The following is a 22,772-nucleotide window of genomic DNA, read 5'->3' as shown; positions in this document are numbered from 1 at the left end:
ATTGATATGAGTACGCGCCAAAGCTTCTGAAAGTTGCATAAAAAAATCCGATGACAAGGGGTCATCGGATTTTGATCCTTTCAGTGAGATCGTCAAGCGATCTGTCTTAACTGATCGGCATTACGCCGTGGCGAGCTTTTTTTATAGCGATAAACGCCGCTGAGACTTACCTCAATTACTGTTTATCCTGAATCACTTTTTGCTGCGACAGTGGCTTGTCTTCTTCCACTAATGGCTTAGCATCGCCTCGGCTATTTGGCACTAAGGGCTCGGAGGCTACTGAGTTAGTCATTGGTAGCGAACTTTGCTCTAAAGGTACGGCAAAATCTTGGTTTAACTCATAGTCACCGCTCACGCTGCTGAGCTTACCTTGAGCGTCAAAGCTTAAAACCAATTCTTTATGAATGATGCTGGCATCGCGGCCACTTTTAAAATGATACACATAATACCAAGTATCATCGGCGAAACTATCGCGCAGCACAGGGCGGCCTAAAATGTATTCGGCTTGTTCCTTGGTCATATCAATCCGCAGCTTTTCGACTTGCTGAGGCTCCATATAGTTACCTTGCGGAACATCGGGCTTATACACTAGCCAATCAAACACACTGCAACCACTGATGCTGAGGCTTAATACGGTCAGGGCTAATACTTGTCTGGTACGTTTTATCGTTATCATTGGTCACTGCAAGCTATCAAAATTGGCCTCAATCATAACTAAGCAAAGGTATGACTGACAAGAGTTAATAGCCGCGAAGCCGCTATCCTTTGTGAATGCGATTGTGAGTGTTGGTTGAATTTGCGCGCTAGGCTGTCATCAAATCGCCATCTTAAGCCAGCATTTCGCTATAAAGTGCATATTTATTGATTTATTTTGCAATTTGACCAAATTAAATTTGAATGTTGGCTGATCTACATACACCCAGCGAACCATTATTGCCCCGCGCCCAGCATACACCTTTACGTAAAGGTAAAGTTAAAACGCGCGTTTGAATTTTTGCTTAGGCTGAATTTTAGTAAGCTTATGTTTTTATTGTATTTAATAGCATTCCGTTGTGGGCGGGTATAAACAGCCGCTACGATCTGCATTAAGATGATTCATGATTTTACGCGTATATATTTATATACGCCATGTAATTATATAACGTAATAACCAACAGGCGTTTGGCTTTGGTACATTTGTCTGACAACTGGCATCTCGACGTGACATAAGTCACGCTCAATCAATGATTACCTCAATATTTCAACAACTTAATGTTCGCGCTCTTTTTGGTAATACCAATTTCAGGGTGCCCAAAGGTGCCATTGCCATCCCTTTTTCGTATTGCGAGATTGTTGCTTTCGCAAATGTTCATCGGTAGCTTTTAGTACTAATTCAACATTTGAATGGTGAGCGCTAATCACAAGGCCTAGGCCAGCGCCATAGCAGTTGGAGTCGTTAGACCTTAGCTAAGTCAATGAATGAGTTAGCACTGACACTGATAACCGACACGGATAATCGAATAAAGAGGCATCGCCATGACAGATACATCAATGACAATCAGTCAGCACCAGTCGCCATTGACTATAACTGGTAACGATATCGCTGGAGCTGACACTGTATTTACTGAAGGTGCTCTGGCGTTTGTGCAGGCGCTTTGTCAGGAGTTCATGCCTGAGCGAGACAGACTCCTCGATGCTCGCAAGCAACGCCAGCTCAGTATCGATAAAGGCCAGTTACCGGATTTTTTACCACAAACTCGCGCTATTCGTGATGGCGAGTGGCAAATCCGCGGCATCCCTCATGACTTGCGAGATCGTCGTGTCGAAATCACGGGCCCTGTTGAGCGCAAAATGATTATCAATGCACTCAATGCCAATGTGAAAGTGTTTATGGCCGACTTTGAAGACTCTCTGGCGCCGTCATGGGACAAGGTAGTCCAAGGGCAAATTAACCTGCGCGATGCGGTTAACGGGACCATTACTTATACCAATGAACAGACAGGTAAACTGTATCAGTTAAATGACAACCCAGCGGTGTTGATTTGCCGAGTACGAGGCCTGCACCTGCCTGAAAAGCATTTGCAATTCAACGGCAAGATGATCCCCGGCGGCTTGCTCGATTTTGCCCTGTATTTCTATCACAACTATCGTCAGTTACTGGCGAAAGGCTCGGGACCTTACTTCTATATTCCAAAGCTGCAAGGGCATGAAGAAGCCCGTTGGTGGGCCAAGGTATTCGGCTTTGCCGAAGAGCGCTTTTGTTTGGCGCCCGGCACCATTAAATGTACTTGCTTGATTGAAACCTTGCCTGCGGTGTTTGAAATGGAGGAAATTCTGTATGAATTACGCTCTAACATTGTGGCGCTTAACTGTGGTCGCTGGGATTACATCTTTAGTTATATCAAAACATTAAAGAAGCATGCCGATCGCATTTTGCCTGACCGTCAACAGGTGACCATGGATAAGCCTTTTTTAAGCGCGTATTCACGGTTACTGATTAAGACCTGCCATAAGCGTGGCGCGCTAGCCATGGGGGGCATGGCAGCCTTTATCCCAGCAAAAGATGAACAGGCCAATGCAGCTGTACTGGCCAAGGTGCGTATGGATAAAGAGCTGGAAGCACGTAATGGTCATGATGGTACTTGGGTTGCTCATCCGGGCTTAGCCGATACCGCAATGGCAATATTCAACGATTACATCGGTGAAAACCACAGCAATCAATTGCACATTACCCGTGATGTGGACGCCCCAATTTTAGCGTCGGAGTTATTAGCCCCTTGTGAGGGTGAACGTACCGAAGAGGGGATGCGCCTAAATTTACGTATCGCGCTGCAATACATCGAAGCTTGGATTGGCGGTAATGGTTGCGTGCCCATTTATGGCCTGATGGAGGATGCGGCAACCGCCGAGATCAGTCGCACCTCTATTTGGCAATGGATCCAACATGGCCAGTCGTTATCTAACGGCAAGCTGGTGACTAAAGCCCTGTTTAAAAGCATGTTGGTTGAAGAGTTAGCTAAGGTCAAAGAGGAAGTTGGTCAAGAAACCTTCACCCGCGGTCAGTACACCAAAGCCGCGGTATTGCTTGAAGAAATTACCACCAGTGATGACTTGGTCGATTTCTTAACTGAGCCTGGATATCAGCTATTAACGGAATAACCGAATAACTTATCACCCTATTAACGGGCGCGAACGGTTTGCGCCCTCAACTAACGTTTTCAAGGAGAAAGCACTATGAGCCAGTCACAACCAACTCGCCAACAACAAATCGATGCCTTAAAGCAAGATTGGGCTGAAAATCCTCGCTGGAAAGGTGTCCGCCGTCCTTACACCGCCGAAGAAGTCGTCGCTCTGCGCGGTTCTATCGTCCCCGAAAACACCATCGCTAAGCGCGGTGCCGATAAACTATGGCAGCTGGTGAATGGTGGTGCGAAGAAGGGCTATGTCAACTCTTTAGGGGCGTTAACTGGCGGTCAAGCCGTGCAACAAGCTAAAGCGGGGATTGAAGCGGTCTATTTGTCTGGCTGGCAAGTCGCTGCCGATGCAAACTTGGCAGGTTCTATGTATCCGGATCAGTCGTTATATCCAGCGAACTCAGTGCCTGCGGTAGTATCACGTATTAATAACTCTTTCCGCCGCGCAGACCAAATCCAGTGGAGCAATCAAATTGAAGAGGGTAGCGATGGCTATACCGATTACTTTTTGCCAATCGTGGCCGATGCCGAAGCCGGTTTTGGTGGCGTACTGAATGCCTATGAATTGATGAAGTCGATGATCGATGCTGGGGCGGCAGGGGTTCACTTTGAAGATCAGCTGGCCTCAGTGAAGAAGTGTGGTCACATGGGCGGTAAAGTGTTGGTGCCGACTCAAGAAGCCGTACAAAAGCTGGTTGCTGCTCGCTTGGCCGCTGATGTTAGTGGTGTTGAAACCTTAGTGATTGCCCGTACTGATGCTAATGCGGCCGATTTGATGACATCTGATTGCGACCCTTATGATCGCGACTTCGTTACCGGTGAGCGTACTTCGGAAGGCTTCTATCGCGTGAATGCTGGCCTTGACCAAGCTATTTCGCGTGGCTTGGCTTATGCCCCTTATGCCGATTTAATTTGGTGTGAAACGGCTAAGCCAGATCTCGAAGAGGCGCGTCGTTTTGCTGAAGCGATTCATGCTCAGTACCCAGATCAATTGCTGGCGTATAACTGTTCTCCTTCGTTTAACTGGAAGAAAAATTTGGACGATGCCACCATTGCCAAATTTCAGCAAGCCTTGTCAGACATGGGCTATAAGTACCAGTTCATCACGTTAGCGGGTATTCATAACATGTGGTACAACATGTTCGATTTAGCCTATGACTACGCCCGTGGTGAAGGCATGAAACACTATGTTGAGAAAGTGCAGGAAGTCGAATTTGCAGCTGCCAAGAAGGGTTATACCTTTGTGGCTCACCAGCAAGAAGTGGGCACGGGTTATTTTGATAAAGTGACCAATGTCATCCAAGGCGGTGAGTCATCAGTGACGGCATTGACTGGCTCTACCGAAGAGGAGCAGTTCTAACTATTTGTTTTTTTTAAGTGAGTTGATTGTTGTTTTTTGAAGTGTATTTGCGGCCTTAGTGCCGCATTTTTTTTGTTTTTCCCTATACTAAAGTTACTATCTGAATGGTTTGATAGTTATTTTGATTCATATCAATATGAGTGGCCATGGACTATTGAGCATCGGATGCAGACTAAAACGACTCCTAAACGCCTCGATTTTTGGATTAAATTTTTAGGTGAGCAAGAACTTCCCGCCTTATGTTCAACTGTCCGTAATTTGGAATTATTGGCCGATGATGACGTGAGCCCTTTAGCCAATTTGGGCCGCAGTGTCATGCATGATAATGCCTTAACCACGCGTATTTTACGGGTGGCCAACAGTGTCACTTACCATAAAGGGGGGGCGCAGATCACGACCTTAAGCCGGGCGGCGGTGGTGCTGGGCTTTGATGTGATGCGTAATATTTGTCTGACGGCCAAATTACTGAGCACCATGGTCGATCAAGAGTTAGTGGATGAGGTGGTCTACAAGATTTTATTGACGCAAATGGCACGTTCATTCCAAGCGGCCATGATTGGGCGCATGATGCAGCAGCAACACAGTGAGCATGTTCGCGAGGAAGTGTTTATCGCGAGTTTGCTGTTTCACTTAGGCGAGACGGCCTTTTGGAGCAGTGGCTTGCCCGAAGTTAACCAGCTGGCCTGTACGCTGCAAGATTGCAGCAATGAAGACCAACGCCAGCAAGCGATTAAAGACATTATCGGTGGTCGTTTTAAGCAATTAACTCTGGCCTTAGTCACGCAATGGGGCTTAGGCGATATGCTGCAAAAGGCATTGAGTCCACCGCGCTCCGCCTCAGCGGAAGTGCAAAGTATCACCAAAGCCAATGAACTGAGTGTGGCGCTGAGTGAAGGCGAACGGGATAAGTCGGCGGTACTGATTGCTGAGTGCGCGGAGTTACTCGGCGAGGATCACGAGGCCTTTGAGCGCCGACTCGAGCTGTGTTTACAAGCCACCACTAAGTTGAGCAAAGCTTATGGTGCCAGCGAGCTCGGGAGTTTTTTGTGTACTTCGATAACGCCCGCACCCATCAAGGTCGTGAGCGCTGCGCCTGCAGCTAAACCCTTTGATCAGCAAAAGCAGTTGCAGGTGTTATCCCAATTAGCGGCGCTGGCGGGGGCTAAATCGGACTTTAACCCCATCTTGCAACTGGTGCTCGAAGGCTTGGTCGATGGGGTGGGGCTTAATCGCGCTTGCGTATTACTGTTATCGAAAGATAAACGGCAATTAACCCCGAAAATGGCCTATGGTGATCAGTGTTTGGCGTTGAAAGCGCAGCTGCAATTATCCATGGCTGACAATCCCTTGTTAGGGCAATTGCTGCGCGATAAAACCATGATGTATTACCAGAGTGATTGTCAAGCATGGCATCAATGTTTGCCACCGCAAACCAAGATTAATCTCAGGGCGCCCGCCTTGGGGGCATTGATTAAAGAACAGCATAATCAAACCTGCTGTCTCGGGGCAATTGTGCTTGAAAATAAAGCGATAGGGTTAGTGTATTGCGACAGTCACTTGCTGTTAACTGAGCAGCAAGTTCAAGGGGCTTCATTATTTTGGCAGCAAGCGAACCTTTGCCTGAACTTAGCCTACCAAAGGTAACGTCACTGCCTGTTACCTTGGGGCCAAGTGGCATAGTGTTCAGTGACTGACGGGCTTAGGTTGTGGGAGCCACTCGCTGGGATCGAGTCGATAGTATCGGCGTAAACACTGAAATAACTGCGGATGCTGCGCCTTTAATTGATGGGCTTGCTCAAAAAATACCTCAGTACACACAGCAAAAAATTCAGCAGGATTGGTCGCCCCATAGGCGTCTATCAAACTGGGTTGTTGCGATTCGACGGCGTGGTTGAGTTGAGCAAACTCGCGTTTCATTACTTCTGACCATTGGCGGTATTTTTTACTCGAACCGAGTCGCGGAGCCCCATTGGCTTTGCCGCTCAATTGATCCAATTGATGGGCAAATTCATGAAAGACCACATTGCCAGCTTGGCCTGGGGCCGCAGCATCCTTCAGAACGTTAGCCCAAGAGAGGATCACCTTACCTTGTTCCCAAGACTCACCGCTTAATACATGGCTGTGTCTATGGGCAACGCCAAAATCATCGACTTGTTCATTGTCGACAATAAATGCTTCGGGGTAGACCAAAATGGTGTCTAATTTGCCGTAATAGTCTGTTTCTTTTTCTTTATTGAGTAATAAAAGGCAGGCTTGGGCGGCAATGGTGACCCGTATTTCATCGTTGATTTCTAGGTCATTACATCCAATAAATTGCTTGTCATGCACAAATAAAAATATCAATTTTTTGAGTCTGAGCTGCAAATCAGTGGGCAGTAGAAAAAAGTATGGCACCTGCGCTTTTAAGATGTGGCGCCAAGGTTTAGGAAAGGGATTGGACATTACTTGGCGGCGATGCAGCGCTATCCGCCATGGATAAGCCATTATCCAAATAATGATAGCGAGGGATATAAAGGCCAAAAAACCGATAGTTACCATAGCGACTCCTTAAATTAGTCCTTATTCGAGTATGAACTAAAACGGGGGCTAAACACAAATAAGGTAACAACTTTCCCACATCATCTTAACTTGTATTTGTCTTCTAAGGTGGCTCTTTGCTGAGCCGTCAGCTGGTAATGGGCATGAATGAGTTGCCTTAATAATTTTGACTTAGATTGATGTTCTTCTTGCACCATCTCCGCCAACTCGGTAATGGCCTGCTCTGAAAAACTAAAGGTAGCATTTCTAAACTGGGTACTTGGCAATGGATTGACAGGTTCCACCAAGCGTAATGGCGACGGTGCGGGGTTAGTCAACTGACTGGTACCCATAGCGTAAAAGGTGGCATCATCGATAAAATCATCAATGCTGACTGCCGTCGTTTGTTGGCGATTAGCTGACGATGCGGTTTTCTTGAGATCGGCCATGCCCATATTCGCCTCCATTTGTGCTGGTTTTTGCGGTATTGATTTGCTGTAGCAACTCATCGACGGTGCTAACCCCTAAAAACTCAAGCGCGATAGCGCGGATTTCCGTCGCCGCTTTGCCATTGGGATCGATTTCGAGAACAGATAACCCCGATTCTTCACTATCATCATAAATGTTGCGGCTGTAGGTGATGGCGTCGAGCACATGTATATCGTAAGTGCGACACACCTCTTTTGCCTCTAAAATACGGTTGGCCTGATTAGGTAGATTGGGGCATTGGGTCATGATAAAGCAGGCGTGCAGATCCGGATTGACCATAGAGCAGGTGGCTACCACATCATCCATATGGCAGACGGTCTTTAAATCGCGACGTTTAGGTCGCAGTGGCATGAGTACATGTTGAGCCACCGACATACTGGCGCGCAGGGCGAGGTTATCTTGGCCGCCACAATCGATAATTACAAAATCATAGTGCTGATCTAGACTGAGCAAGTCGTTGCGGATCTTGCCATACAGCTGGACGCAATTAATTGGAGTGAGTTCGGGGTTATTATTGCGGGCTTGGATCCAGTCTGAAGTCGTGCGCTGAGGATCGCAGTCAACCATGATCACAGAAGCTTGGCAATCTCGGCTAAGAAATACGGCAATATTTTGTGCGAGGCAACTTTTGCCACTGCCACCTTTTTCTCCGCCAACCAATATAATCATTTTGAGCTCCTTATGTAGACTTAACTTCAAACTGCCACAAAAGCGCTTGAATAAGTCGGGTCCGTGTTATTCACTCTAGTGGCGCTCTTTGACCTTGGCAATGTGCGTTTATTTGGCGGAGTCATCATCTCGCCGCACGGTGGTAAAATTGACGATATTGCCTTGGGTGTCAGAATATTGTCACTGATGGTGATATCGGCGGGGTGCAAAATAAGTTGTTGATAATTTTCTGATAATTTCGTTTCCATTTTGAGGGGATGGCATTTTTACTGCGTCGGTTGTATTTTGATGGCTTGTCGCACGCTTTTCTTATATTCATTACTTATGTTTATTTTGTTTGTTATTTGTAAGTTTTCTAAGTGTTTTTCGAAATAAAGGAAGTCTAGTGTCTGAATTTGCACAACAGCAATTGATCGCCGCGATTAATCAAGTGATGCCTTTTGGTAAATATCGGGGCAGAAAACTATTAACCTTACCCGAACCCTATCTGGTGTGGTTTCATCGCCAAGGGTTTCCAGAGGGCAAACTCGGAGAGCAATTGGCCTTAGTGTATGAAATTAAACTCAATGGTTTGGAAGGGCAATTTCAGCCGTTATTAACTGAACGCTGAATTTATCGGCGACTATCATGATAAATTGCGATCTAAGTGGGCTTTTTAACGCCCATGGCTGCATAGAGCGCGCCGAATATGATATTGCTAGCGCAACAGAAAGGCTGTCATCGGGGCAGCTGTGTGGGGATAAAGTAATGAAATTAAAGTTATCTGGCTTGATTGCTGGTGTGGTGATGGCCTGTTGTTCATTAACCGCGATGGCAGATGAGGCATATCAAGGCAAGGTTATCGACACCATGAACGCGGGTGGCTATACCTATGTGCAAGTGCAACAAGGCGATAATACCTTTTGGGCGGCAGGGCCTCAGGTTGCTGTGAGCAAAGGCGATCAAGTGACCTTGGCAGGTCAAAGCTGGATGAAGAACTTTACCAGCAACACCTTGAATCGCACTTTCGATAAAATTTTGTTCGTTGGAAAAATCGATAAACAATAAGCGTGCATTTGACGTTTTTGTAAAAGAAAAGCAGCTATTTAGCTGCTTTTCTTTTTGTTAATTCTATACTCACTAAAGGTTTTTGATGAATGACAGCGACTGTGGCACAACCTCGATTCCAGATTATTGCTTATGACAAACGCTATGCGTTTGCTATCAGCCAATTGTTTCATCAGGCGGTGCGGGCGATTGACCATAGTGGCTATCGTAGCCAGCATTTAATGGCATGGTCATCGGCGCCGCGCTCGGCTCGTCATTGGCATCAGCGGTTATCGCGCACCCAAACATGGCTGGCGGTTACGCCACAGACTCAAGGTTGGCAGTGTATTGGTTTTATTAATGTCGAGTCAGGCTTTAGGCAATTAGGGTATATCGATAGCTTGTATGTGAGTCCTGACTATCAAGGGCAAGGGGTAGCATCGGCGCTCTTAGATCAACTCTACCACTGGGCGCTTGAGTCGGGACTTGGGCGCTTAACTGTCGACGCTTCCTACCTGTCTCGGCCGGTATTTGCCGCCAAAGGATTTGTTGAGCAACAAAAAATTTATCAGATCAAATTGGGGCAGATGATCCCGAGTTTTCAGATGAGTCTTGAATTATGAAAGCATTTAAAGTTTATGATTATGACCCCGAAGATGCACATGCCATTGCCGAGGCCTTTCGCAACCATGCATTGGCTCAGATCCCAACCAATGGCACCGCGACTGAAGTCACGGATGCTCGCTTATCGGCGAGTTTTTGGCGCGCTAATTTACAAACCCATTATTCTTGGGTCGCCAAGCAACAACAGCAAGTGCTCGGCTTGGTGAGTGTTCACTTCAAAGGCGAGCAATGCTTCATCCAGTTTCTGTTCGTTAAAGAAGGGGAACGCGGGGTGGTGAGTGCCTTGCATCAGGTCATGCTTCATGCTTTAAAACAGCAACAAGTCGAGAGCGTGTATGTGGATGCCGATGTCAATGCTGTCGCGTTCTTTGAGCGCCGCGGCTTTGCTCGGGCAGCATCGATGAACTCGGCAATCGCTGCCAATACTGCCAACGTATGCTTATGTCAGTGCATTCGCTAATCATTGCAACAGGCTTGTCCAGACCTTATCAGGAACTTGACTGCTGATCTTCTGCCCGCGGTAGTCGGTGGCTAATATAGTTTACCGTGGGCAAAGGATGACAGGCTAAGTCGGCATATTGCAAATAATCGATAAACGCCGAGGGTAAGGTCAGATTGGGCACCGTTTGTTGCCACTCACTTTGTAAAATCGGATCATAACCTTCCTTACCCATCACGGTATAAGCACTGGACACGCCAGTGTATGTTTGCAGCGGCAGCACCATTTGCCAGCCGATGGCACTGTAATACTCGAGCCGGGTGATGCGTTGCCCTAACGGCAGGCGGCCATCATAGGCATACCGTAAGCCCCAAGTGTAGGGAAAACTGCCGGTCCCAGTGCCCTGAGTACCGTTGTTGGTCGCGGCGTTAATTGCTGATTCCAAGGTTTGTGATAAAAAGTGACCCTGAATATGGTAGCGCACCAGTGGGATCTCAAAGGGCAATATATTACCGAGGATATCGGCACGTGATACTGGGCCAGCCGCGAGCGATTGGCGGACGCCACCGGCATTGTGTAAAGCAAAATCCACCGGCAAGGAGAGTTTGGTTTGACAATAGAGACTCTGACTCACCAGCGGAGCTAATTGGCTGCCATGAGGCATGGCTTGTCCGGGTAAGCGCTGGTGAACAAAGGCTCTGGGTACCTGACAAATGATGTCTTGCTGTAATTTAATCAACGCCGGTTGATAGCGCGATTTGACGATATCATCAATGGCATCTAATGCATGGTGTCCAAGCATCGCCGGGTGCTTATGCACTCGTTCGCAAATATTGGCATAATCTTCATTGGTGAGTGTGCTATCAGAATCTAACAGTAATTGCTTGTCTTGCATGAAGTAATTACATCCTTCAAGCATGATGACTTTACCGCTATCGTTAAACTCAACCTCTGCCATCCCTAAGGTTTCGGCATATTTTCCGGCATGGACAATCGGCGTGTGATTATGAGTTTCGCCATAAGGCATATGACCCAGCCCAAGGTCGCTAAAGTCGCCTTGTAAGGTGTGGCTGTGTCCACCGACAATTAGACTGATGCCATTGACGCGTTGCGCCAGCAACCTATCGCCCTCAATGCCCAAATGACTGAGCACAATAATGTGGTAGATCCCTTGCTGGTGTAATGCCGCTATGGTGTGACGGGCAACCTGTTCGGCACATAAAAACTGTGTGTCGTCATCGATATTGGCAATTTTTGCCATATCGGTCAGGGTTAAGCCAATGATGGCCATCTGTTTATCAGCCAATGGCCGTAACAACACTTTGGCACAGCCTTGCTGCTCATCAAAATCATGCAAGCGTGAGTGGCCTTTGATCCCAACACCTGTGGGCAGTGCTTGGGTTTTCATGTTACCTGCCAGTAACGGGAAGCGAATGGTATCTAAGAAATTCTTAATGGGCAGGCTGCCACCATCAATATCATGATTGCCAAGCACCATGGCATCGGGTTGCAGTTTATTTAGCAGTTGCGCGTTAGCAATGCCTTTGAACTCGCGAAAATACAAGGTGCCTTGAAAACTGTCGCCGCCATGCAAAAATAAAAATGCTTGCTGGCTTTGCTTGGCCTTTAGCCTTGCTTGTTGTAATTGGTAGCCAATGCGCGCGGCGCCGCCGCTATGACAACTTACCCTGACGGATTGATCATGGTGTTTGACCACCAACTGAATTTTATTCGGTTCAAAATGCGAATGGGGATCATTGATGTGGGTTAACAGCAGACGATAACGCATGGCAACACTCGGTACTAACTGAGATAAATATGGCGGGGAGGGCTCCCCGCCAGAGGGCTTAATTGGAGACTTGTTCAAAATCACCGTCATCAGACAGGCGAATGCCTTTGTCTTGCATGCGGCGTTTCCATAAACGACGGGCTAGTTGCTGCATATCGGCAGCTGGGTCGTTTAAGTCAACAATTTCAAGGCCAAGCATAGATTCAATGATGTCTTCTTGGGTCACAATACCTAAGCCAGAACCATATTCATCCACCACCATGGCAATTTGGGTATTGCGTTTAATCATGCGCTCAAATAACGGCAAAATCTTGGCGGTTTCAGGAACAGCCATTAGGGTGCGTTTGAGTACATCGATCGCCACTTCTGGGGTATCGCGACTGGCTAATAGAATATCGGTGCGATTGACATAGCCGACGATATCGTCATGGTCTTGGTCATACACTGGGATGCGCGTAAAGGGTTTATTGATGTGAAGATCAATAAACTCCTGCTGCGTCATAGTGACGGGCAAGGAGAACATCACAGTGCGCGGCGTCATAATCGCGGTCACCGGTACGTCTCGGGCTTGCAACATCTGGGTCAAAATCTTCGATTCTTGGGCTTCTAATTCGCCTGATTCGTGTCCCATGCGGGCCATCGCACTCATTTCTTGACGAATATATTGGCCTTCATCGCCTTTACCTAATAATTGGGTCACTTGTTTTGACATCCAAATTAACGGCAAGGTGATCCTTTCCATCCAAAACAGTGCGTACGTGACCATAGGCGCCAGTGAACGCCAATAGTTAGCACCAATGGTTTTTGGAATGATTTCCGAGAAGAACAGAATAATAAAGGTAAGCACGCCGGAGAAAACCCCGAGCATATCATCGCCGAATACTTTTGCTGCTTGCGCACCAGCGACAGCGGCGCCGACGGTATGGGCAATCGTATTGAGGGTTAAGATCGACACTAAAGGCGATTCTACATTCTCTTTTTGCTTGCTGAGTTTGGCGGCAGCTTTTGGATTAGTATGCGCTAGGTTGGCGATATAACTGGGTGTCACAGACAGTAATACAGCTTCAAACACGCTACACAGGAAGGAAACACCGACAGCGACAAGGATGATTATGATGAGGGTAACCATAAAGGTGGAATTACAACTCCGTAATTTAGGCCGATATTGACCGCGCGCAATAATAGCACATAATCATTACTCAAACTTAAAAAATCACATTGAGTAAAGTTAATCTCGACAAACGCTGGATGAAATGTGAGCTAAGGCCTGATCTCATTAAAGAAAGTTAGGATTTAAACAAGTTTAGGTAAAAGTAATAACACCAGTGTCTAACTGTTACTAGCGTATTAAGCTGAGCATGAGTATAATTCGCCGCCCTGTGGCCGGTATTCGTTGTTGAGGTTAGCCAAATGAGTGAAAAGAAAATCAATTTATTAGACTTGGATCGTAAAGCGATGCGAGCGCTAATTGCTGAAATGGGAGAGAAGCCATTTCGTGCTGATCAATTGATGAAGTGGATCTATCATTTTGGCGTCAGCGATTTTGAACAAATGAACAATATCAATAAAGTATTGCGTCAAAAACTCGCTGCTCGTTGCGAAATCCGCGCGCCGGAGATTTCCAGCTATCAAAAATCAGTGGATGGCACCATTAAGTTTGCCATTAACGTTGGCGAAGGTCAGGAAGTCGAAACAGTTTACATTCCTGAGGAAGATCGCGCCACCTTATGCGTGTCATCACAAGTAGGCTGCGCATTAGAATGCACTTTCTGCTCAACCGCTCAGCAAGGTTTCAACCGTAATTTATCTGTGTCTGAAATCGTCGGTCAAATTTGGCGGGTATCGCATTTCTTAGGCTTTGCCAAAGAAACCGGTGAACGTCCCGTGACCAACGTGGTGATGATGGGTATGGGTGAGCCTTTGCTGAACTTAGCCAATGTGATCCCAGCGTTAGACATCATGTTAGACGATTTTGGTTTCTCTCTGTCTAAGCGTCGTGTCACGGTATCAACCTCAGGCGTGGTGCCTGCGTTAGATAAGTTAGGCGATGCACTGGATGTGGCGTTGGCGGTAAGTATTCATGCTCCCAATGATGGATTGCGTGATCAATTGGTGCCAGTCAATAAGAAGTACCCACTCAATGAATTTATTGGCGGGATCCAGCGTTATATTGCTAAGTCTAATGCCAACCGCGGCCGAGTCACGGTGGAATATGTGATGCTCGATCACATTAACGACAGCACGGACCAAGCTCATGAGTTGGCTAAGTTAATGAAAGACACCCCTTGTAAGGTGAATTTAATTCCATTTAACCCGTACCCGGGTTCACCTTATGGTCGTTCTTCAAATTCGAGAATCGATCGTTTCTCAAAAGTACTGATGGAATATGGCTTAACTGTCATTGTTCGTAAAACCCGTGGCGATGATATTGACGCGGCGTGCGGCCAGTTAGCCGGGGATATTCGCGATCGAACCAAACGTCTGGCGAAAAAACAAATGCAACAAAGTCAAATTTCAGTCAGAATGGACTAACTCTTTGTTTGCGTTTAAATAGGTCGAACTTAATATGCAAGGAATGGCGAAGTTAACCCTGACAATGATTCTGGCAACGGCAATCACGGGTTGTGTGACCGAGCAGACTTATTCAGGCACAGATGTCCAAGTAAAAGAGCGAAAATTTGATCCCGTCGCTGCGGCGAAGGAGCGAATTCAGCTGGGCCTGACCTACCTGCAGAAAGGTAATAGCGAGCAAGCGAAATTCAATCTTGATAAGGCGCAAGTTTATGCGCCTAATCTTGAGGAAGTTCATATTGCGATGGCGTATTATTATCAGACCGTAGGTGATGACCCGAGAGCTGTGATAGCGTATGAAGACGCGATTAAGTCCTCATCAGCCAGCGGTGATGCCTTTAATAATTTTGGCGTATACCTTTGCCAACAAGGACAGTATCGGCAAGCTGAAAAACGGTTTTTACAAGCAATTGAGCAACCAGAATATACACGAGCCGCTGCCAGTTATGAAAATTTAGGCCTGTGTAGCCAAGAAGCTGGAGAATTAGATAAAGCGCGCGATTACTTTATTGCCGCGCTTAAATATGAGCCCCGACGCAGAACGTCACTGTTAGCGTTAGTTGAAATTGCTTTGCAACAAGATAACTATTCTCAAGCCAAGCAATCATTAAAACAATTTCAACGCGTTGCAGCAGACACTCCGCAAAGTCTTGAGTTGGGGATACGGATTGAACTAGGTCTGAATGATCCGGAGGCAGCCAAGCGATATGGTATCCAATTGCTGGCAACATTTCCTTCCTCCAATCAGGCCAAAGAGTATCGGGCTAGTCTACATCAATGACAGAATCGCACACTGAAACATCCGACGTAACCCCAGAGGTTGATGCTGAAATCACTGCCACTGCGGGCCCTATTTTAAAAGAAGCACGCTTAGCGAAGAATATGTCGCTGAGCGATGTGGCCACGCGCTTACATCTACGCCCGGCCATCGTTGAAGATATCGAACGCGATTGCTTTGATAACATCGCCTCGCCGATTTATGTCAAAGGCTATGTTAAAAACTTCGCCCGCATCGTTGGCGCTGATGAAGCCTTGATTAAGGCCTGTATTTACGCGCAATTGCCTAGTGAAGAAAAGCCTGCCATGCAGAGCTTTTCTCGAAAAACCACGATTAAAGCCCGCGATAGTCGCCTGATGTTAGTCACTTGGCTCATCGCGTTTGTGTTAGTAGCGTTAATGGTGCTTTGGTGGGTGCAAAAGTCCAATACTGATACCACTTTGGATTTCTCTAAGCCCAGTGTTGAAGAAGTGGCTGCGAGCGATCCGAGTGCCAGTGTCGCCGACGATGTCGATGTCCTCTTAGCGACCAGCGCTGATAGTCTGGCGCCTGGGATCACCGCCGAAGAGTTATCACCGACGCCAAGCGCCCCTGAGCAAGCGCCTGTCAGTCAAGACACTGGCGCAGATGATACCGCGACGGCGCAACCCGAGCCTGCGGCCCCAGCGGTAGAAGTTAGCCCGAGCGCGCCGCCTTCAGACGCGGAAACTGTCAGCAATCAAGCCGGTGAATTGACCCTAGATTTAAGCGCAGATTGCTGGATGAAAATCATCGATGCCAACGGTAAAACCTTAGTCAATGGTGTTAAAACCGCGGGTGCACAACTTAAATTAAGCGGTGTGGCGCCCTTTAAAGTGATCATTGGCGCGCCGAAGGCCGTCACCATGACCTTTAATGGTGAGCCAGTATCGTTAGCCGCCTATCAAGATAAGGTTGCCCGTTTTACCTTGCCAAGCCCAATGAGTGAATAAGCGAGAACCCGATGTTTAGTGAATCTCCTATCAAGCGCCGCGCCTCTAGTCGTATTTATGTCGGCAATGTCCCGATTGGTGATGGTGCGCCGATTGCGGTGCAATCGATGACCAACACTCGCACCACCGATGTTGAAGCGACCGTGGCTCAGATCCGTGCGCTAGAGAAAGTCGGTGCTGATATTGTGCGCGTCTCTGTGCCGACCATGGATGCCGCCGAAGCGTTTAAATTAATTAAGCAGCAAAGCAATGTTCCCTTAGTGGCCGATATTCATTTTGACTATCGTATTGCCCTTAAAGTGGCCGAATACGGTGCGGATTGTTTACGGATCAACCCCGGTAATATCGGTAACGAACAGCGCATTCGATCTGTTGTTGAATGCGCGAGAGATAGAAATATTCCCATTCGAATTGGGGTTAATGGCGGCTCATTAGAGCAAGACTTGATGGACAAATACCACGAACCGACACCGGAGGCGTTGGTGGAGTCTGCCATGCGTCATGTGGATATTCTCGATCGCCTCAACTTTGACCAGTTTAAAGTCAGTGTTAAAGCCTCCGATGTGTTCTTGGCGGTGGAATCCTATCGTCAATTGGCCAAGCAAATTGTGCAGCCGTTACATTTGGGAATTACCGAAGCCGGTGGCGCCCGTGCAGGCTCGGTCAAATCCGCGGTGGGGTTAGGCATGTTATTGGCTGAAGGGATTGGTGATACCTTACGGATTTCTCTTGCCGCCGATCCGGTTGAAGAAATCAAAGTGGGCTTTGATATTCTTAAATCGTTACGGATCCGTTCTCGCGGGATTAACTTTATTGCCTGTCCTTCGTGTTCGCGCCAAGAGTTTGATGTGATCTCTACCGTCAATGCGCTTGAACAACGCCTTGAAGACATCATCACGCCGATGGATGTCTCTATTATTGGGTGTGTGGTTAATGGACCGGGCGAAGCGTTAGTGTCGCATATCGGCTTGACCGGCAGTCACCGTAAGAGCGGCTATTATCTCAATGGTGTGCGCCAGAAAGAGCGGTTTGACAACGACAACTTGGTCGACCAACTCGAGCAAAAAATCCGAGCGCAGGCGAGTTTACTTGCCAATCGAATCCCAACCAGTGACGCCTAAACAAGGCGTGCTTATCTGAGTGTCATCAAGCCAATGCATCTGCATTGGCTTTATTTTATCCAGTCGGATGCCAGACGCCCTTAAGGGGAGTTGAACTCGGCATTAACTCACAGGTTATAACGTAACTTGATGTGGGTGAACTTGGCCTTTTACCCCTGTTTAAGTATATAATGCGGGCGGTTTTTAATTAATAACGATATCGACGAGTCTAACGTGGCAAAACAGATCCAAGCGATTCGCGGAATGAACGACATTCTGCCAACACAAAGCCCCATTTGGCAAAAAGTAGAAGCGGTATTACGCCATACCGTTGCAGCCTATGGTTACAGTGAAATCCGCACTCCTATTGTAGAGAGTACCGATTTATTTAAGCGATCCATTGGCGAAGTGACCGATATCGTTGAAAAAGAGATGTATACCTTTGCTGATCGCAACAGCGATAGCTTGACCTTGCGTCCCGAAGGCACAGCATCGACTGTGCGTGCGGGTAATGAACATGGGTTGCTCTATAACCAAGAACAACGTCTGTGGTACATGGGCCCGATGTTCCGCCATGAGCGCCCACAAAAGGGACGCTATCGTCAGTTCCACCAGTTTGGTGTTGAAGTTTATGGTATTGCTAGCGCCGATATCGATGCTGAGGTGTTATTGTTATCGGCACGCCTCTGGCGCGAGCTGGGCATTACCGAGCATGTGACCTTAGAGCTGAACACCTTAGGTGATCCGGCTGAGCGTGCTCAATACCGTGATGCATTAGTGGCCTTCTTAGAGCAGTTTAAAGATCAATTAGACGAAGACAGCCAACGTCGGATGTACACCAATCCATTGCGTGTACTCGATACCAAAGATACTGCGGTGCAAGCCTTATTAGCCGATGCCCCAGAGTTGATGGACTATTTAGGCGAAGATTCTAAAAATCATTTCAAGCAGTTATGTGAACTTCTTGATGGTGTGGGTATCCAATATCGCATCAACCCGCGTTTAGTGCGTGGGTTAGATTATTACAACCGCACTGTGTTTGAGTGGGTCACTGATAGTTTAGGTTCGCAAGGAACCGTGCTGGCCGGTGGTCGTTATGACGGCTTAGTCGGTCAATTAGGCGGTAAAGATACCCCTGCCGTTGGTTTTGCCATGGGGCTTGAGCGTATTGTCTTACTGCTGGAAACCTTGGAATTAACTCAAGATATTGGCCCCGTGGTGGATGTGTATGTCACAGCCTTTGGTGATGCGTGTCTGATAGAAGCAACCAAATTAGCAGAACAGTTGCGAAATGAGGTGCCAAGCCTTAAGGTGATGTCTCACTGCGGAGGCGGTAATTTTAAGAAACAAATGAAGCGAGCTGATAAAAGCGGCGCACAAGTCGCGGTCATTATTGGTGAAGACGAGTTAGCGGCGGGTAAAGTCGCCATTAAATCGCTACGCACTAATGAACCGCAGCAGCTGGTTGATAGCCATCAATTGGCTCAGGTGTTAACCGATCTGATTGAATAAATAAAGCATAAAAACGTAGGGGATGCGCGTGGAAATTTATAGCTCAGAAGAACAACAAGTCGACGCAATCAAACAGTTTTGGAAAGACTATGGTACCTCGATCATTGTTGGGGCAGTCGTCGGCCTTGGTGGCTTGTATGGCTGGAATTATTATTCAGAAAAGCAAATATTGTCTGCTGAAGCCGCGTCAGAGCAATATCAAGCTATTTTAGCTGGCAATGCCCAAAACACAGGCTTTATGACAGAGGCAGCTGCGTTTTCTAAAGACACCAGCCAAGTGGGTTATCAAGCCATGATGGACCTGATGTTGGCGAAAGCAGCGGTTGATGCGGGTCAATTGAGCGAAGCCGAGACTGCGCTCAAACAAGTCATTGCCGATAAGCCTGACACTGGGCTGGTCATGATTGCGACGTTACGCTTAGCGCGTATTCAAGCGCAGCAAGAGCAACTTGGGATGGCGATTGCGACCTTAGAGCAGGTGACAGATCCTGCATTTGCGGCCCAGCGTGATGAACTAAAAGGTGACTTCCTTGTGCGTCAGGGCGAACTTGATAAAGCGCGACTCGCGTATCAAGCCGCGGCTGATGTTGGTGGCTTGACTGCGAGTCCAGCCCTGCAAATGAAGATAGATAACCTGAACAAGGCATAAGGAAAAGGCCGATGAAATCCTGGTGTAAACCCCTACTGGCGGCCGCAATTGCGGCGTCTTTATTGACTGCATGTGCCTCAAGCGATGTAGAAGAAGAGCCCATTAGCGAGCTAACAGAGCTTAATGCAACTGTATTTCCAACCATCAGTTGGAGCGCCAATGTTGGCAATGGCGTCGGGGCGTTTTACTCCCAACTGCAACCTGAAGTGCGTTACGGTAAGGTCTTTGTTGCCGACAGAGACGGTCTCGTCATTGCCTATGATGAAAGCACGGGTGAGCCAGTCTGGCAGCAGGATTTTACTAAGGCCTTTAACGATAAGTTACTGGTTAAAAATAAAGGCGCTCGCTTATCTGCCGGTATCGTTGCCGCGCGCGACAAGATCTTTATTGGCAGTGAATCCGGTTATCTTGGCGCCTTAAACGCCGAGACGGGGGCGGTTGAATGGTACGCCGAAACCGACGGTGAACTGATGTCTAACCCAACGGTGGCCGAAGATGTTGTCGTCGTTAACACGGGTTCTGGCGTGCTCCAAGCGTTCGATGTCGACAGCGGTGAATCCCTGTGGCGCTATGAAACCAGTTTGCCAGCGCTGACTTTACGAGGCACTGGCGCGGCGTCTTTTGAGGCCGGTGGTTTCTTCGTGGGCACTGCCGATGGCAAAGTGGCGGTAGTGGTGAAAGCTAACGGCCAGCCAGCGTGGGAACAAGCGGTGTTCACCCCGAAAGGCGGCAATGAATTCACCCGAATGGCCGACGTCGATATGATGCCGCTAATTTTGGGCGATAATCTTTACGCAGTCAGTTATAATGGCAACCTAGTGTCGATGGAACTCCGATCTGGTCGTGTCGTTTGGGCTCGTAAATATTCTAGTTTTAAGAATTTAGCCAGCAGTGGCTTACAATTATACCTAGTGGACGATCACAGCCGAGTGTATTCGGTTGACCGTCGTAACGGGCTAGAAAGTTGGGGTAATACCGAATTAACTAATCGTGAATTGACCGCCCCTGTGGTGTTCGGCGATTTCTTAGTGGTCGGTGACTTTGAAGGCTATCTTCACTTTTTAGACCGAAATGACGGCAAAATTGTTGGCAGAATTTTGATTGATGACGATGGACTGTACAGTCAGCCAGTGGTGGCTGATGACACCTTATACGTACAGGGCCGCAGTGGCAAAATTGCGGCAGTAACACTTCCATAAATCAAAGCATATTTTGATAAAGCCCCTGGAAGTTTCCGGGGGCTTTTTATTGAAGAAAATAAAGAGGCAAAAACATGATCCCTGTAGTGGCACTGGTAGGCCGTCCCAATGTGGGCAAGTCAACCTTGTTTAACCGTCTGACTCGCACCCGGGATGCGCTGGTGGCTGACTACCCTGGTTTGACTCGCGATCGGAAATATGGCCGCGCTTACCTGTCAGGTTACGAGTTTATTGTGGTTGATACTGGTGGTATCGATGGTACCGAAGAAGGTATCGAAACCAAGATGGCTGAGCAATCGCTGGCGGCAATTGAAGAAGCGGATGTTGTCCTGTTTTTGTGTGATGCCCGCGCTGGCTTAACTGCGGCCGATTTGGGTATTGCTCAGCACTTACGTAGTCGTCAAAAAGTGACGTTCGTGGTGGCTAACAAGGTTGACGGTATTGATGCAGATTCAGCCTGTGCTGAATTTTGGTCGTTAGGCTTAGGTGAAGTGTATCATATGGCCGCAGCCCAAGGCCGCGGCGTGACCAACATGATTGAATACGCACTGGCTCCTTATGCCGAAGCCATGGGCATTGTCCGTGATGAAGATTCGGAAGAACAAGCCGACGAGCGTTTCTATACTGAAGAAGAAGCCGAAGCCGAGCAAACCAAGCTGCAAGATTTGCCGATTAAGCTGGCCATTATTGGTAAGCCTAACGTGGGTAAGTCAACCTTAACCAACCGTATCCTCGGTGAAGAGCGCGTGGTGGTTTATGACGAACCCGGCACGACTCGTGACAGTATTTATATTCCGATGGCCCGCGATGAGCGTGAGTACATCATTATCGATACCGCAGGAGTAAGACGTCGTAGTAAGGTGCATGAAACCATTGAGAAATTCTCAGTGATCAAGACCTTGAAAGCCGTTGAAGATGCTAACGTTGTGCTGTTGGTCATCGATGCTCGCGAAGGTATTGCTGAGCAAGACTTGGGCTTGTTAGGCTTTGTGCTGAACGCCGGTCGCGCCTTAGTGATCGCCATTAACAAGTGGGATGGTATCGATCAAAATATTAAAGAGCGCGTGAAAACAGAATTGGATCGTCGCTTAGGCTTTATTGATTTTGCCCGCATTCACTTTATTTCGGCATTGCACGGTACTGGCGTAGGTCATTTATTTGAATCTATTAACGAGGCTTACGATAGCGCGACTCAGCGTGTAGGTACCTCGATGCTGACGCGTATTATGCAAATGGCACAAGATGATCACCAGCCACCTTTGGTCAATGGTCGTCGGGTTAAGCTTAAATATGCTCACGCCGGTGGTTATAACCCACCGATCGTGGTGATCCACGGCAACCAGGTTAGCAAGTTGCCTGACTCTTACAAACGCTACATGATGAACTACTATCGTCGTTCATTAAAGGTTGTTGGTACGCCAATTCAATTGCGCTTCCATGAGGGTGAAAACCCATTCGAAGGCAAGATTGAAAAGCTGACCTTGAGCCAAGAGCGTCGCCGTAAGCGTACTATGTCGATGATCAAAAACAAGAAAAGCTAATTAAGCTTGATTGTTACCAAGGCAAACTCCATTGAGGAGTTTGCCTTTTTTATGCCTGTGCGACAGGCGCTGGGCCGACCCAAGGTTAAACGCACCAACGTATCGCAAAGCTGATTGCAAAGCTTAGCCAGAGTGCTCCCCGACTGAGTCCGCTGGCTAAAGGGGGCAAGCGAGCCCTTGAAGGAAAGCAGTTATGCGGCGCTCATGAGTATTTAGCTTAAAAAAATAGCGCCCCTAGGGGTAATGCCGTTCACTTAGTGTGAACGGCATTTTTCTTAGACTTAATGGGATACTTGTTTTTACTCATTTTTAACGCACGTGGATAGGCCCTATCCCGTTTCCCATCAAGCTTGAACTGTCTCGCA

At 47.7% G+C, this 22,772-nt stretch carries 21 protein-coding genes; 15 read left to right on the top strand and 6 right to left on the bottom strand.

Annotation, left to right across the window (positions count from 1 at the left end; all coding sequences use genetic code 11):
- Positions 1 to 175: 175 nt before the first annotated feature.
- Entirely contained in the window at positions 176 to 676 is a 501-nt protein-coding gene (bamE, locus tag KU855_RS15950) for an outer membrane protein assembly factor BamE (RefSeq protein WP_218531465.1), read from the bottom strand.
- 839 nt (positions 677 to 1,515) lie between these two features.
- Between bamE and aceB the strand changes: the two genes are divergently transcribed.
- From aceB to KU855_RS15935, 3 genes are all read left to right on the top strand, one after another.
- The gene (aceB, locus tag KU855_RS15945; protein WP_218531464.1) at positions 1,516 to 3,138 is read left to right on the top strand and encodes a malate synthase A; all 1,623 of its coding nucleotides are present in this window, start codon (positions 1,516 to 1,518) and stop codon (positions 3,136 to 3,138) included.
- 75 nt (positions 3,139 to 3,213) lie between these two features.
- Positions 3,214 to 4,533, top strand: coding sequence for an isocitrate lyase (gene aceA / locus KU855_RS15940; RefSeq protein WP_218531462.1), 1,320 nt, complete (start codon positions 3,214 to 3,216; stop codon positions 4,531 to 4,533).
- Positions 4,534 to 4,698: 165 nt separating this feature from the next.
- Positions 4,699 to 6,177: an HDOD domain-containing protein gene (locus KU855_RS15935; RefSeq protein WP_218531460.1), complete on the top strand. Its 1,479-nt coding sequence runs from the start codon at positions 4,699 to 4,701 to the stop codon at positions 6,175 to 6,177.
- A gap of 39 nt (positions 6,178 to 6,216) precedes the next feature.
- Here the strand turns inward: KU855_RS15935 and KU855_RS15930 are convergent, their stop codons facing one another.
- The 3 genes from KU855_RS15930 to KU855_RS15920 all read right to left on the bottom strand — a co-directional run bounded on the left by KU855_RS15930 (position 6,217) and on the right by KU855_RS15920 (position 8,208).
- Positions 6,217 to 7,071: a zinc-dependent peptidase gene (locus KU855_RS15930; protein WP_218531458.1), complete on the bottom strand. Its 855-nt coding sequence runs from the start codon at positions 7,069 to 7,071 to the stop codon at positions 6,217 to 6,219.
- 80 nt (positions 7,072 to 7,151) lie between these two features.
- Positions 7,152 to 7,505, bottom strand: coding sequence for a hypothetical protein (locus KU855_RS15925; RefSeq protein WP_218531456.1), 354 nt, complete (start codon positions 7,503 to 7,505; stop codon positions 7,152 to 7,154).
- The gene (locus KU855_RS15920; RefSeq protein ID WP_218531454.1) at positions 7,465 to 8,208 is read right to left on the bottom strand and encodes an AAA family ATPase; all 744 of its coding nucleotides are present in this window, start codon (positions 8,206 to 8,208) and stop codon (positions 7,465 to 7,467) included. Before KU855_RS15920 ends, KU855_RS15925 begins: the two co-directional genes overlap by 41 nt.
- A gap of 385 nt (positions 8,209 to 8,593) precedes the next feature.
- On the opposite strand from KU855_RS15920, the gene KU855_RS15915 reads away from it, so the two are divergent.
- The 4 genes from KU855_RS15915 to KU855_RS15900 all read left to right on the top strand — a co-directional run bounded on the left by KU855_RS15915 (position 8,594) and on the right by KU855_RS15900 (position 10,318).
- Entirely contained in the window at positions 8,594 to 8,818 is a 225-nt protein-coding gene (locus KU855_RS15915) for a DUF3820 family protein (RefSeq protein ID WP_371316379.1), read from the top strand.
- A 176-nt stretch (positions 8,819 to 8,994) separates the two neighbouring features.
- Positions 8,995 to 9,255, top strand: a complete 261-nt coding sequence (locus KU855_RS15910) for an NrfJ (protein ID WP_256261076.1) — start codon at positions 8,995 to 8,997, stop codon at positions 9,253 to 9,255.
- A gap of 89 nt (positions 9,256 to 9,344) precedes the next feature.
- A complete protein-coding gene (locus KU855_RS15905) occupies positions 9,345 to 9,857 on the top strand; it encodes a GNAT family N-acetyltransferase (RefSeq protein ID WP_218531451.1) in 513 nt (170 codons plus the stop codon).
- Positions 9,854 to 10,318: a GNAT family N-acetyltransferase gene (locus tag KU855_RS15900; RefSeq protein WP_218531449.1), complete on the top strand. Its 465-nt coding sequence runs from the start codon at positions 9,854 to 9,856 to the stop codon at positions 10,316 to 10,318. Before KU855_RS15905 ends, KU855_RS15900 begins: the two co-directional genes overlap by 4 nt.
- A 28-nt stretch (positions 10,319 to 10,346) precedes the next feature.
- Here KU855_RS15900 and KU855_RS15895 read toward each other — a convergent pair whose 3' ends face one another.
- Together KU855_RS15895 and KU855_RS15890 are read right to left on the bottom strand one after the other, a co-directional pair.
- Positions 10,347 to 12,086 (bottom strand): bifunctional UDP-sugar hydrolase/5'-nucleotidase, encoded by a 1,740-nt coding sequence (locus KU855_RS15895; RefSeq protein WP_371316380.1) that lies wholly within the window; start codon positions 12,084 to 12,086, stop codon positions 10,347 to 10,349.
- A gap of 58 nt (positions 12,087 to 12,144) precedes the next feature.
- Positions 12,145 to 13,215 (bottom strand): CNNM domain-containing protein, encoded by a 1,071-nt coding sequence (locus KU855_RS15890; protein ID WP_218531445.1) that lies wholly within the window; start codon positions 13,213 to 13,215, stop codon positions 12,145 to 12,147.
- Between the two features lie 281 nt (positions 13,216 to 13,496).
- Between KU855_RS15890 and KU855_RS15885 the strand changes: the two genes are divergently transcribed.
- The 8 genes from KU855_RS15885 (at position 13,497) to der (ending at position 22,407) form a co-directional block, all read left to right on the top strand.
- Complete coding sequence (locus KU855_RS15885) at positions 13,497 to 14,618, top strand: bifunctional tRNA (adenosine(37)-C2)-methyltransferase TrmG/ribosomal RNA large subunit methyltransferase RlmN (protein ID WP_218531444.1); 1,122 nt, start codon at positions 13,497 to 13,499, stop codon at positions 14,616 to 14,618.
- Between the two features lie 34 nt (positions 14,619 to 14,652).
- Positions 14,653 to 15,438: a type IV pilus biogenesis/stability protein PilW gene (pilW, locus tag KU855_RS15880; protein WP_218531443.1), complete on the top strand. Its 786-nt coding sequence runs from the start codon at positions 14,653 to 14,655 to the stop codon at positions 15,436 to 15,438.
- Positions 15,435 to 16,406, top strand: coding sequence for a RodZ domain-containing protein (locus KU855_RS15875; RefSeq protein ID WP_218531441.1), 972 nt, complete (start codon positions 15,435 to 15,437; stop codon positions 16,404 to 16,406). The genes pilW and KU855_RS15875 overlap by 4 nt, the downstream gene beginning before the upstream one ends.
- An 11-nt stretch (positions 16,407 to 16,417) precedes the next feature.
- A complete protein-coding gene (gene ispG, locus KU855_RS15870) occupies positions 16,418 to 17,527 on the top strand; it encodes a flavodoxin-dependent (E)-4-hydroxy-3-methylbut-2-enyl-diphosphate synthase (RefSeq protein WP_218531439.1) in 1,110 nt (369 codons plus the stop codon).
- Between the two features lie 213 nt (positions 17,528 to 17,740).
- Positions 17,741 to 19,018 carry a histidine--tRNA ligase gene (gene hisS, locus KU855_RS15865; protein ID WP_218531437.1) on the top strand — a complete coding sequence of 426 codons (1,278 nt, stop codon included), beginning with the start codon at positions 17,741 to 17,743 and terminating at the stop codon, positions 19,016 to 19,018.
- Between the two features lie 28 nt (positions 19,019 to 19,046).
- Positions 19,047 to 19,667, top strand: coding sequence for a tetratricopeptide repeat protein (locus tag KU855_RS15860; protein WP_218531436.1), 621 nt, complete (start codon positions 19,047 to 19,049; stop codon positions 19,665 to 19,667).
- Positions 19,668 to 19,678: 11 nt separating this feature from the next.
- Entirely contained in the window at positions 19,679 to 20,866 is a 1,188-nt protein-coding gene (gene bamB / locus KU855_RS15855; RefSeq protein ID WP_218531435.1) for an outer membrane protein assembly factor BamB, read from the top strand.
- Between the two features lie 74 nt (positions 20,867 to 20,940).
- Complete coding sequence (gene der / locus KU855_RS15850; RefSeq protein ID WP_218531434.1) at positions 20,941 to 22,407, top strand: ribosome biogenesis GTPase Der; 1,467 nt, start codon at positions 20,941 to 20,943, stop codon at positions 22,405 to 22,407.
- Positions 22,408 to 22,772 lie beyond the last annotated feature (365 nt).

Source organism: Shewanella sp. NIFS-20-20 (assembly GCF_019209865.1).
Classification (GTDB): Bacteria; Pseudomonadota; Gammaproteobacteria; order Enterobacterales; family Shewanellaceae; genus Shewanella.
Note: the sequence above shows the minus strand (reverse complement) of the source record. Positions and strands in the feature narration are given on the sequence as shown.